This window comes from Amycolatopsis ponsaeliensis, from assembly GCF_030182635.1.
GTDB lineage: Bacteria > Actinomycetota > Actinomycetes > Mycobacteriales > Pseudonocardiaceae > Amycolatopsis > Amycolatopsis ponsaeliensis.
This window is the reverse complement of sequence record NZ_JAPZLD010000009.1, coordinates 118,296-129,807: the sequence shown is the minus strand read 5'-3', so window position 1 is coordinate 129,807 and position 11,512 is coordinate 118,296. Positions and strand designations below refer to the sequence as shown.

10 protein-coding genes are annotated in these 11,512 nt (G+C 72.0%); 5 read left to right on the top strand and 5 right to left on the bottom strand.

The features are described 5' to 3' along the window. Positions 1-12: 12 nt before the first annotated feature. On the bottom strand, positions 13-1,332 hold the full coding sequence (pdxR, locus tag QQ657_RS15700; RefSeq protein WP_284742872.1) for a MocR-like pyridoxine biosynthesis transcription factor PdxR: 1,320 nt from the start codon (positions 1,330-1,332) through the stop codon (positions 13-15). Positions 1,333-1,379: 47 nt separating this feature from the next. Between pdxR and QQ657_RS15695 the strand changes: the two genes are divergently transcribed. Beyond that, a complete protein-coding gene (locus tag QQ657_RS15695) occupies positions 1,380-2,375 on the top strand; it encodes an aldo/keto reductase (RefSeq protein ID WP_284742871.1) in 996 nt (331 codons plus the stop codon). On the opposite strand, the gene QQ657_RS15690 is transcribed toward QQ657_RS15695, so the two are convergent. After that, positions 2,372-2,995: a response regulator gene (locus QQ657_RS15690; protein ID WP_284742870.1), complete on the bottom strand. Its 624-nt coding sequence runs from the start codon at positions 2,993-2,995 to the stop codon at positions 2,372-2,374. The two genes, QQ657_RS15695 and QQ657_RS15690, sit on opposite strands and share 4 nt — an antisense overlap. After that, on the bottom strand, positions 2,992-4,143 hold the full coding sequence (locus QQ657_RS15685) for a sensor histidine kinase (RefSeq protein ID WP_284742869.1): 1,152 nt from the start codon (positions 4,141-4,143) through the stop codon (positions 2,992-2,994). The genes QQ657_RS15690 and QQ657_RS15685 overlap by 4 nt, the downstream gene beginning before the upstream one ends. A 103-nt stretch (positions 4,144-4,246) precedes the next feature. Here QQ657_RS15685 and QQ657_RS15680 point away from each other — a divergent pair, with 103 nt between their 5' ends. Together QQ657_RS15680 and QQ657_RS15675 are read left to right on the top strand one after the other, a co-directional pair. Next, positions 4,247-4,762, top strand: a complete 516-nt coding sequence (locus QQ657_RS15680; protein WP_284742868.1) for a GlcG/HbpS family heme-binding protein — start codon at positions 4,247-4,249, stop codon at positions 4,760-4,762. Between the two features lie 14 nt (positions 4,763-4,776). Then, positions 4,777-5,982 (top strand): amidohydrolase family protein, encoded by a 1,206-nt coding sequence (locus QQ657_RS15675; RefSeq protein WP_284742867.1) that lies wholly within the window; start codon positions 4,777-4,779, stop codon positions 5,980-5,982. Here QQ657_RS15675 and QQ657_RS15670 read toward each other — a convergent pair. Next, positions 5,972-6,820, bottom strand: a complete 849-nt coding sequence (locus QQ657_RS15670) for a LysR family transcriptional regulator (protein ID WP_284742866.1) — start codon at positions 6,818-6,820, stop codon at positions 5,972-5,974. The genes QQ657_RS15675 and QQ657_RS15670 overlap by 11 nt on opposite strands. 82 nt (positions 6,821-6,902) lie before the next feature. On the opposite strand from QQ657_RS15670, the gene QQ657_RS15665 reads away from it, so the two are divergent. Continuing rightward, positions 6,903-8,120: an MFS transporter gene (locus QQ657_RS15665; protein WP_284742865.1), complete on the top strand. Its 1,218-nt coding sequence runs from the start codon at positions 6,903-6,905 to the stop codon at positions 8,118-8,120. Positions 8,121-8,253: 133 nt separating this feature from the next. After that, entirely contained in the window at positions 8,254-8,436 is a 183-nt protein-coding gene (locus QQ657_RS15660) for a hypothetical protein (RefSeq protein ID WP_284742864.1), read from the top strand. A 41-nt stretch (positions 8,437-8,477) separates the two neighbouring features. On the opposite strand, the gene QQ657_RS15655 is transcribed toward QQ657_RS15660, so the two are convergent. Continuing rightward, on the bottom strand, positions 8,478-11,384 hold the full coding sequence (locus QQ657_RS15655) for an AfsR/SARP family transcriptional regulator (protein WP_284742863.1): 2,907 nt from the start codon (positions 11,382-11,384) through the stop codon (positions 8,478-8,480). Positions 11,385-11,512 lie beyond the last annotated feature (128 nt).

Sequence of the window (11,512 nt, the reverse complement as noted above, 5' to 3'; positions counted from 1 at the left end):
TTTGAGAAGACCTCAACCGGCCGCTTCGCGCAGTAACCGGACGGCGTCACCGACAGCGTTGTCGGCCAGGTTGCCGTAGCCGAGGACGAGCGCGGGCTCGCCGGGCGCTTCCCGGTAGCCGTCGAGATCGGCGACTTTGACGCCCTTGGCACGCGCTCTCTTCGTCACTTCGGCCGCGTCCCGGTCGAGGTGCAGGACGAGGTGCAGCCCGGCCGCCACACCGGAGAGCCGCGCGGGGCCGAGCGCCTCGACGAGCCGGTCGCGCCGGGCGCGGTACCGCAGCCGCGCGGCCCGGAGATGCCGGTCGTAGCCGCCGCTTTCGACGAACCGGGCGAGCGCGAGCTGGTCGACCACGGGTGGCGCGTGCCCCGGCAGAGTCCACTGTGGAGGGAGTGCGGCCCAGCCGAGCCCGAGCGCCGGGCTGAGCGTCTTGCTGACGGATCCGAAGAGCGCGACCCGGCCCGGATCGGTGCCTTGGACGGTGCCGACGGGCCGCCGGTCGTACCGGAATTCGGCGTCGTAGTCGTCCTCGAGAATCAGTCCGTCGACGTCCCGCGCCCAGTCGAGGAGCTCGGTGCGCCTCCGGGGCGAGAGGACGACACCGGTGGGGAACTGGTGCGCCGGCGTGACGAGCACGGCCCGCGTCCCGCGCGGGATCCGGCCGACGTCGATGCCTTCTCCGTCGACCGGCACCGGATCGATCGCCATCCCGGTCGCCGCGGCGGCGCGCCGCAATCGCGTCCAACCGGGATCTTCGACGGCCAGCCGCGTGACGCCTCTTTCGAGCAGGACGCGGCAGGCGCGGGTCACGCCGTCGGTGACGCTGCCGCAGATCACGACGTCGTCCGTCTCGGCGCCGCGAACCCGCCGCAGGTAGCCGGCGAGGGTCTCGCGCAGCCGCGGGTGCCCCTCTCGATCGGGGAGCCCGAAGTCGGCGTGCGACGCGGTGGTGAGCACGTCGCGCACGGCGTCCGCCCACCGCTGCCGCGGGAAGTGCCGCAGGTCGGGCAGCCCGGGGGCGAGGTCGTACCGCGGCGGGGCGGCCTGCCTCGCGCGCGTTCTCGGCGCCGGTTCGCTCGCGACGCGGCGCACGCGCGTGGCCGATCCGGTGCGCCCGGCGAGGTACCCCTCGGCGACGAGCTGGGCGTAGGCCTGCGTGACGACCCACCGCGAGCACCCGAGGTCGGCGGCGAGCTGCCGGCTCGGCGGCACGGCGACGCCGTCTTCGAGCCCGCGGATCGCCCGGCGCAGGGCCCGCGCGAGCTGGTCGTGCTTCGGACCCGGCCCGCTCAGCTCGAGCAGGACGCCCCAATTGGTCTGTGATCTGGCCACACCATTGGACTGTAGTACCGGACCGATCCGGCTTTAGGTTCGTGAGCATGAAGAAGGTGGAACTGGGCCGGACCGGCCAGCGGGTGAGCCAGGTGTCCTTGGGCTGCATGACGATGGGCACGTCGACGGACGAGCCGACGTCGGCCCGCATCCTGGACGCGTACCTCGACGCGGGCGGCGACTTCCTGGACACGGCGAACTGCTACGCGTGGTGGGCGGGCCCGTCGTACGCCGGCGGCGAGAGCGAAGCGCTCCTCGGCCGCCTCTTGAAAGGCCGCCGCGACCGGGTGTTCCTGGCGACGAAGGTGGCGGCGGGCATCACGGACTTCCCCGCGGCCCGCGCCGCTTCCCGCCCGGACGGCACGACGGACTGGGCGGCGAGGGAGCGCACCTACGAAGGCGCGAGCGCCGCGGTGATCCGGCGCGAGGTGGAGGAAAGCCTGCGGCGCTTGGGAACGGACCACATCGACCTGTACTACGTCCACGTCGACCTCCGCCGCGAACCGCCGGAGGAGACACTGTCCGCTTTGGACGGACTGGTGCGGTCGGGCAAGGTCCGGTACATCGGCTGGAGCAATGTCCGCACGTGGCGTCTCGAGCACATCCGCTCGCTGGCCTTGGCGAACGGCTGGGCGTCCCCGGTGGCGGTCCAGGTCCAGCACTCGTACCTGCGCCCGACCGGCGCCGACGTCCCCTCGATCGCGGGCGGCGAGCTGCTGGACTGGCTGGCGGAACACCCGGACGTCTCCCTGGCGGCGTATTCCTCACTGCTGCGCGGGATTTACGACGACGCGGCTTACCGCGAGTCCACGCCGATCTGGCGCGCGTACGCGGGCCCGGACTCGGAGGCACGGCTGGCCGCGGTGGCGAAGGTGGCGTCGTCGCTGGGCGCGTCCGGCAACCAGGTGGCGCTGGCGTGGCTGCTGCACCAGGGCGTGATCCCGCTGATCGGCCCGCGGACGTGGGAACACTACGAGTCGATCGCGCCCGCGTTCACCTTGGCGCTGTCGGACGAACATCTATCCCTTTTGGACAACGTCTAGTCCAGTATCCGTTGTTCCTTCGCCACCGCGACGGCGCCGGATCGGGTGTCCACCTCGAGCTTCCCGTAGATCCGGCTCAGGTGGGTCTTGACCGTCGCCTCACTGATGAACAGCGCGCGGGCGATCTCCTTGTTGCCCAGTCCCTGGGCGAGCTGACGGAGGATGTCGAGTTCGCGGCCGGTGAGCGTGGGCCGCGGGGCGCGCAGCTGGGCCATCATCCGGTCGGCGACCGGCGGGGACACCGCCGTACGCCCGGCCGCGGCCGCGTCGATCGCCGCGTACAGCTCGGTGGCGGAGCCGGCTTTCAGGAGGTAGCCGGTGGCACCGGCGGCGATCGCGCGGCTGATGTCCGCGTCGGTGTCGTAGGTCGTGAGGACGAGGATCCGGGGCGCGCTGGGGGTGCTCCGGATCCGTCGCGTCGCTTCGATCCCGTCGATGCCGTCGCCGAGCTGGATGTCCATCAGGACGACGTCCGGGTGCACGGCGGTGGCGGTCGCGACGGCTTCCTCCCCGGTCGCCGCCTCGGCGACGACCTCGATGCCGTCCGCGCCCGCCAGCAGGGCCCGCAGGCCGGCGCGGACGACGGCGTGGTCGTCGCACACCAGTACGCGAATGCTCACAAGGCCTCCAGGGGGATCGCGGCGGAGATCACGGTGCCTTGGCCGGGCGCGGACTCCACGGTCAGCCTGCCACCGAGCTGCTGGGCCCGGACGCGCATGGCCGGGAGCCCGTGGCCGCGTTCGCCCTCGGGAGCTGATTCGAGGAAGCCCCGCCCGTCGTCGGCGACGTCCAGCATGACCTGATCGTCGAGGTAGGTGAGGGTGAGCACCACGCTGCCCGCGTCGGCGTGCTCGCGCGCGTTGGCCAGCGCGCCCTGGGCGATCCGGACCACAGTGGACTGGACGCGCTCCGGCAGCGGCCGCTCGTCGCCGTCGATGCGGACGTCGACCGGCAGCCCGGCCCGGCCGGCCACGGCGCGCAACGCCTCTTCGAGCGTGGCGCCGGCGAGGTCGGCGGGCGCGAGGTCCTGGACGAGCCGGCGTGCTTCCGACAGGTTCCCGGCGCCGACGCGCTGCGCGGCGCGCACGTGTTCGCGGGCCAGTTCGGGCTGGTCCCAGGCCTGGTCGGCGGCCTGCAGCAGCATCGCCTGGCTGGACAGGCCCTGCGCGAGGGCGTCGTGGAGCTCCCGGGACACCCGGTGCCGCTCGGCCAGCACGCCGGCGCGGCGCTCGGACTCCCGCAGCCGTTCGGCCTGCCGCCGCATGAAGGTGATGACGGCGGTGGTGACCGCGGCGATGGCGATCGGCACGATGGTGAGGTTCGGGTCGAAGCCGTCGGCCAGCCGGTTCTGCGAGACGACCACCAGCGCCGTGATCACGGCGACCAGGGCGAGGGCCTGCCCGGCCGGCAGCGTGCGCAGGCCGGTGACCAGCAGGGGGATGGCCGACCAGGCGAAGCTGGGGGCGAGCACCACCAGGACGATCCAGAGCGCCAGGACGACGGTCAGCCAGAGCAGAGTGCCCGGCCGGAAGACCAGGCCCGCGCCATACGCGAGGACCAGCGCCACGGTGAACACGATCACCCAGGGCTGGAGCGGGTTCCCGTCGTGACGCGTCAGGAAGCGGACCGCCGAAGCGAGCACCAGCAGCACGAACGCCGAGTGCATGACCGCGGCGAGCCACCGCGCGTCGGAATCGGCCGTCATGGTCTCCATGCTCGCTCCCTTCGGGTCCGACACCAGCGTCAGCCGGGCCGGACGACCGCGCATCAGCCGATCGGATGACCCGGTTGTCGGCCGGGACGACGACCGGATCGACCCCGCGCCGGGCTGAAGCTGGAGTCATCGAACTGCCGAACCCGAGGAGCACACCATGATCTCGACCCGCACCCGGATCGCCGCCGCCGTCGCCGGCCTCGCCGCTGTCGGCGCCACCACCGTCGGCGCCGTGTCGGCCACCGCGGCCCCGGCCCCGCCCAAGGGCGTCATCCAGACGTCACACCTGTCGATCGCCTCCGCGCAGAAGGCCGCCCAGGCCGCGCTGGACGCCGCCGGCAAGGCCGGCCAGCACGTGTCGGTCGCCGTGGTCGACCGCGACGGAAACACGATCCTGACCCTGCGCGGCGACGGGGCGGGCCCGCAGTCCTACAGCTCGGCGCAGGAGAAGGCGTTCACGGCGGTGTCGTGGAACGCCAAGACGTCCGAGCTGGTGGGCCGCCTGCAGCAGACCCCGACGTTGAAGGACATCGACGGCACGCTGTTCCTGGCCGGCGCGGTTCCGGTGACCGCGGGCTCCGCGCCGATCGCCGCGGTTGGCGTCGCCGGAGCGCCGTCCGGTGCGCAGGACGAGGCGTTCGCGCAGGCCGGTGTGGACGCGCTCGGCAAATGACTACCGTGCCTCCTGTGCTGATCAGAGATGTCCGCCCCTGGGGTGGCTCACGAAGTGACGTCGAGCTGGCCGGTGACCGGATCGCGGCGGTCCGCCCGCACGATCCGGCTCCGGTTCCGGACGCCGTCGAAGGCCGCGGCCGGCTGCTGTTCCCGGCGTTCAGCGACGTCCACGTGCACCTCGACTCGACGCGCGTCGGGCTGCCGTTCCGGCCGCACACCGGCGGCCCCGGCGTGTGGACGATGATGACGAACGACCGCGAGAACTGGCGCACGGCGGAGGTCCCGCTGCCCGAGCGGGTCGCGGGGACCCTCGAGCGGATGATCGCGCACGGCACGACGCGAGTCCGCAGCTACGCGCAGGTCGACGTCGACTGCAAGCTGGAGAAGCTCGACGCCGTGCTGGCCGCTCGCGAGAAGTTCGCGGCGCAGGCCGAGGTGCACGTCATGGCGTTCCCGCAGGCGGGCATCCTGCGGGAACCGGGCACACTGGACGTCCTCGACGCGGCGATGCGCTCCGGCGCGACGGTGATCGGCGGCATCGATCCGTGCACTGTGGACAAGGACCCCAAGGGGCACCTGGACGCCGTGTTCGGCCTGGCGGAGAAGTACCAGGCGGAGATCGACATCCACCTGCACGAGCCGGGCCACCTCGGCCTGTTCTCGACGGACCTGGTGCTCGAGCGCGTCCGGGCGCTGGACATGCGGGGCAAGGTGACGATGTCCCACGCGTACGACCTGGGCTCGATCTCCGAGTCGGTGAGCCGCCGGGTGATCGACGACTTCGCCTCATGGGACATCGCGATGACCACGGTGGCGCCGTCTTCGTCCGGTCAGCTGTCCTTATTGGACTTGGTTTCCTCCGGCGTCCGAATCGGACTCGGCGAGGACGGCCAGCGCGACTACTGGAGCCCGTACGGCAACTGCGACCTGCTGGACCGGACGTGGCAGCTGGCGTTCACCCGCGGCTTCCGCCGTGACGCGCACGTGGAGCTCGCGCTCGCGGTCGCGACGATGGGCGGCGCGTCGATCATGAGCCACGACGTCCCGCGGCCGGCCGGCCTCGACGACCGGCCGGGCCTGGCCGTCGGCGACCGCGCGGACCTGGTCCTGGTGGACGGCGAAACGCCGACGAGCGCGGTGATGGACCGCGGTCGCGACCGCACGGTGCTCCATGACGGCGTCGTGGTGGCCGACGGTCTCGAGGTCGTCAAACCCTGACGTCGCCACCGGCGGTGGCGAGCAGCGCGGCGACACTCGGTTTGTGCTCGTCGCGCCGCCGCCACGTCAGGGTGACGTCGGTCGCCTGCCCGGCCAGGGGGACGGCGACCGCGCCGGGGTGGTCGACCAGCGCGGGCACGATGCCGCAGCCCAGCCCGGCGGCCACGCAGCGCCCGAGGGCGGCGAGGCTGCCAACCTCGGTGTCGACCACGGGCCCGTCGATCCGGTCCAGCATCTCCCGGAAACCGCACCCCTGGGGCGTGGCGAGGAATCCGACGCCGCGAAGGTCGTCGGGCCGGATCTCTTCCTTGTCCGCCAACGGATGCCCCGGCGGTGCGATGACGACGAGCGGTACCACGCCGAGGGTCCGGCTGGCGAACGCGGGATCGTCCGGCGGGGTGCCGAAGGTGAAACAAACGTCCATTTCGGACTCCCGGACGCCTCGGTACAGCTCGCCGCGACCGCCTTCCTTCACGGACATCCGGACGCGCGGCCACCGCGTCCGGTACGCGCCGAGGATCGGTGGAACCCAGTGCGTGCACAGGGTTTCGAGCGCCCCGATGGTCAGCTCGCCGTCGGGTTCACCGCGCTCTTCCTCCACGGCGGCCTTGGCTTCCTCGACGAGTTCGAGCACCTGGTCGGCGTACCCGACCAGCCGTTCCCCCGCGGACGTGAGCTTCCTGGTGGCGCGGTCGAAGAGCTGCGACCCGAGTTCGGCTTCGAGCGCCTGAATCTGTTCGGTGACGCTGGACTGCGCGTAGTGCAGCTCGGCGGCGGCGCGCGTGAAGTTGAGCGTCCGCGCGACGACGCGGAAGGTGCGCAGGTGACGCAGTTCCATGAAGGCCCCCATCGGCGTTCCCGATACCCACCATCGTAACTGCCTGCTTCCGTCGAAGTCACGGAGAGTCCAGGCTTTCGTTGTGGCAAGACTCCTCTCCGGCCTTTCGCTGGGCTACTTCCTGGTCATGCTGGACACGACGATCGTGACGGTGGCGCTTCCCGCGTTGTCGCCGTCTTTGCCGGACCAGCAATGGATTTCGAACGGCTACACGCTGACGTTCGCGGCGTTCCTCCTGACAGCCGGCGCGTGGTCGGACCGCTTCGGCGCACGCCGGGTGTTCTTCACGGGCCTGACGTCGTTCGCCGTGCTGTCCTTGTTGTCGGCGTTCGCCTTCTCTCCGATCGCGTTGATCGTCCTCCGCGCGCTGCTCGGCGTGGCGGGCGCGCTGCTGGTGCCGTCATCGCTGTCCCTGATCGCTTCGGCCTACCCGGCCGCCGCCGCGCGGGCGAAGGCGATGGGCGTGTGGGCAGCGGTGAGCGGAACGGGCCTGGTGGCGGGCCCGCTCCTGGGCGGCCTCCTGACGCAGGCGTTCGGCTGGCGCGCGATCTTCCTGGTGAACGTCCCGGTGGCGCTGGTCGCCCTGGCCCTGTCCCGCTCGGCCCCCGCGACGCCGCCCAAGCCGCGCCGGTTCGACGTGCTCGGCCAGGTCTCGATCGTAGTCGCTTTGTCGACATTGACGTACGCCCTGGTCGAGGCCGACTTCTGGGTGCTGCCGCTGTCCTTGGCTGCGGCCGCGGTCTTCGTGGCGTCCCAACGCCGTCCGGGCGCGATGCTGCCGTTTTCCCCGCTCTCCGGAAAGCTCCTGGCGGGTGCGATCGTGAACTTCGGTTTGTCGGGCGTGTTGTTCGTGCTGTCGCTGTATTTCCAGGAGACGCGGGGTTATTCGCCGTCGTCGACCGGGCTGGCATTCTTGCCGTTGACGATCCCGACGGCGTTCAACCCGATCTTCACCGGCCGATTGGTGGCCCGCATCGGCCCGCGCGTTCCGGCGGTATCGGGTTTCGTGCTGATGTCCTCAGGTGTATTCATTCAGGCATTCACGTCCTTGTCGGTGCCGGCGCTGGCACTGCTGGGATTCGGGGTGTCGCTGGCCATTCCCTCGTTGCTGACGGCGGTGGTGGGCTCGGCCCCGCCCGAACTGGCGGGCACGGCGGGCGGAGCGTTGAACGCGTCCCGCCAGACGGGCGCCGTCCTCGGCGTGGCGATCTTGGGCGCGCTCCTGAACACGACCTCGGCGACGACCGCGCTCGTCGTCGCCGGCACCGTGCTCTTCACCGGCGCCTTTCTGTTTTCCTGAGCGTTTCCTGTTTCCTATTTCCGCAGGCAACAGGAAACGCCTTGTTGGCCCAACTCGCGTGACGAATCCTGGTTGCAGGGCCCGGAAATCCTCCGGAATCCCTGAAAACCACCATTCCTTTGGAGGATTCGCCATGTCCATGCCCAAGAAGCTGGCCAGAATCGGCGGCCCCGTGCTGGCGCTCTGCATCATCGCGGCGGTGCCGCTGATCGGGTCCACCTCGGCGTTCGCGGACGACGACGGCGGCACCCCGCCGCCGCCCACCACCAGCGGCCCGCCGCCCGCGGGCACCAACGGCAACCCCTGGCACGGTTGATGTACGCCGGGCCGGCCGGGAGCCGGCCGGCCCGGACTGCGTCAGCGCGTGGCGCAGGCGCAGTCCAGCGCCGCGCGTTCGTCCCGCACTTCGCCGGCTTCCGGCAGATCGAGCGCGTCGAACCCGGTTTCGGCGGCCGTCCAGTGCGCGCCCGCGCCCGTGTGCTCACCCAGCGCGTGGAGCGTTTCGGCGACACCGCGATGAGCGCGTGCCTGGTAGGCGCGGTTTCCGCTGCCGTCGGCCAGGTCCAAGGCCGCTTTGCACGCCGTGAGCGCGTCCCGCCGGGCACCCCGGGCGAGCGCGGTCGCCCCGCGGTCGAGGTAGAGCTGGGTGCGCAGATCGGCGTCCGGCACGTTCGCCGCCACCTCGCGAGCCTTGTCGTGGTAGCGCACCGCCTGGGTGAACCGGCCCTGCTTGCGGTGCACGTTTCCGATGTTGTTCAGCGCGTAGGCCTCGACGCAGTGGTCCCCGACCTGCGCGGCGTGCCCGTGCGCGTCCGTATAACTGGCGAGCGCTTCCGAGAGCAGGCCCAGGTTCTCTTGCACGGAACCGAGATTGTTCAGCGCGTGCGCCACGCCCTGGACGTGGCCGATCTCGCGCAGCATCCGCGCGGCCGCCGCGTGCTGGCCCAATGCGACGTCGAGGTTGCCGTGCAGCTCGTTGAGGTAGCCGAGCATGCTCAGCGCGTGGGCCTCGCCCCGCCGGTCTTCGGTCTGCTCGTACTTCGCCAGCGCGGCCTCGAGGTGGGCGATCGCCTGCTCGTGCTTCCCCAGCTCCATAGTGGGAATCGCGAGCGCGCACAACGTCGCCGCTTCACCCCGCGGGTCGCCGAGGCGGCGCCACTTCGGCAGCGCGCGGGCGGCGAGCTCCAGCGCCTCCGCGAGCTGCCCACGCCGGTCGTGCGCGGTGGCCAGCCGCAGCAGCACGTGCGCCTGGCCGTAGTCGTTGCCCGGATCGGCCGCGACGGTCTCCCACGCGAGCTCGAGGGTGCCGATCCAGTCCTCGAACTGGTTGGTCGTGTTGAAGTAGCGCCACAGCAGCACGGCGAGGCGCCACGTGTGCTCGGGCAGGTCGTGCCGGGCGGCGTAGCGGATCGCGGCCACGAGGTTGTCGCGCTCGGCGGCGATCCAGCCCAATCCGGCGTCGGCGTCGGCGAAATCGGGCGTCACCGCGCAGGACCGGTCGGACGCGGGCAGCTGCGCCCGGTCGAAGGGGTACGCGGCACGGACGGCGGCCGCCAGCGTCACGAGGTAGAAGTCGAGCAGCCGCACCAGCGCCGGCCGGGGCGCCGGCTCACCGGCGGCGAACTCCTTGAGCGGGTCCAGCATCTGGTACCGCTCCGGCGCGGCTTCCTCCAGCAGGCTGACCTCGTGCAGGTCGTCGAGCAGCAGCCGGGCTTCGGCGACGTCGCAGCCGGCCAGCGCGGCGCCGCCGACGACGTCGACGTCCGGCCCGGGCAGACCGCCGAGCAGCCGGAACATGGCGCGCTGCGGTTCGCCGAGCTGCTGGTAGGAGACCCGGACGGCGGCGATGCCGTCGGCGTCGTCCGTGCCCCAGGGGCCGTTCTCTTCGAGCAGCCGGAGCAGGTGCTCGAGCGGCCACCGGTCGTGCCGCCGGAACAGCGCGGCCGCCACCCGGATCGGCATCGGCAGGAACCCGCACCGCTTGACGACCAACGCGACCTCGGCCGCCCGGCCGCGCAGGCGCGGCGGGTCGCTCAGCGCGTGGAACAGTTCGGCGGCTTCGTCCGGCGGCAACGGCGAAAGCCGGATGTTCTCCCCGGTGTCCGCGTCGCCCATCCGCCGGCTGGTGACGACGGCGAGGCAGCCGTCGGCCTCGGGCAGCAGCGGCCGGATCTGCTCCGGCGACGCGGCGTTGTCCAGCACGACGAGGGTGCGGGTGCCCCAGAGCGTCGTTTGGTAGAGGGTCGCCTTCCGGCCCACGGTGGCCGGGATCTGCTCGGCCGGCACCCCGAGCTCGACCAGCAGCTCGGTGAGCGCGTCGCCGACGGTGGTCTCGGGAACGCCCGGGGTGAAGCCGTTCAGCCGGGCCAGGAGCTGGCCGTCGGGGAAGCGGGCACGCAGCCGGTGCGCCGCTTCGATGGCGAGGCCGGTCTTGCCGACGCCCGGCGCACCGCTCACCCAGACGGCGCGGCGCCCGGCTTGGGCGGCCGTCTCGAGGGCGGCGAATTCGGCGGCACGGCCGGTGAACCCACCGGGCCGCGACGGCAGCGAGCTGGGCGGTTCGCCGTGTTCGGCCCGCGCGGCGAGGTTGCGCAGCACGGGACCGGGCTCCATGCGCAGCTCGGCGAGGGCGTCGCGGGTGCTGGTGAAGACGCGCAGCGCGCCGACGCCGTCACCGCCGGCGAGCAGGGCGCGCATGAGGAGCTGGGCGTGCTTCTGGCCGGCCGGGTCGGACCGGACGAGCGGCCGCAGCCGGTCGCGCGCCGAGCGGTGGTCGCCGGCGTCCAGCTCCAGTTCGGCGAGGTCGCCGACGGCGTCGGGCAGGCTTTCCTCCGGGAGCACGACCTCGGCCCCGCCGACGCGGTCGATGTCGATGTCCTCGAGGAACCGCCCGCGCCACAGCCCGACGGCTTCCCGCAGGAGCTCGATCTTCCGCCGCGGCTCGTCGGCCCGGCCGGCTTCGGCCCGCAGCCGGTCGAACCGGACGGTGTCGAGCTGGTCGTCGCCGACGCGCAGGAGGTAGCCGGTCGGAGTCGTCTCGATGCCGACGCCGTCCGTCTCTTGGACGATGTCGCGCAGCCGCTTGATGTAGCCGCGCACCAGGGTGGGCTTGGTTTCCCGGCCGGCCCAGACGATCTCGGTGAGCCGGGCGGTCGACACCGGCTTGTTCGCGTTCAGGAGCAGCACGACGAGGACGAACCGCTGCTGCTGGTCACCCAGCTGCACCGGCACACCGTCGTGCCACGCCTCGAGCGGGCCGAGCATCCGAAACTCCACACAGCCTCCCCGGCCGTCAGCTTGCGTTCCCCGTTGGTGTCGCGCAATCGGCCGTTGGAGTTTCGGTAATCCGCATTTCTTGCACGTTCGATACACACCGGGTTGCCAGACTCCGC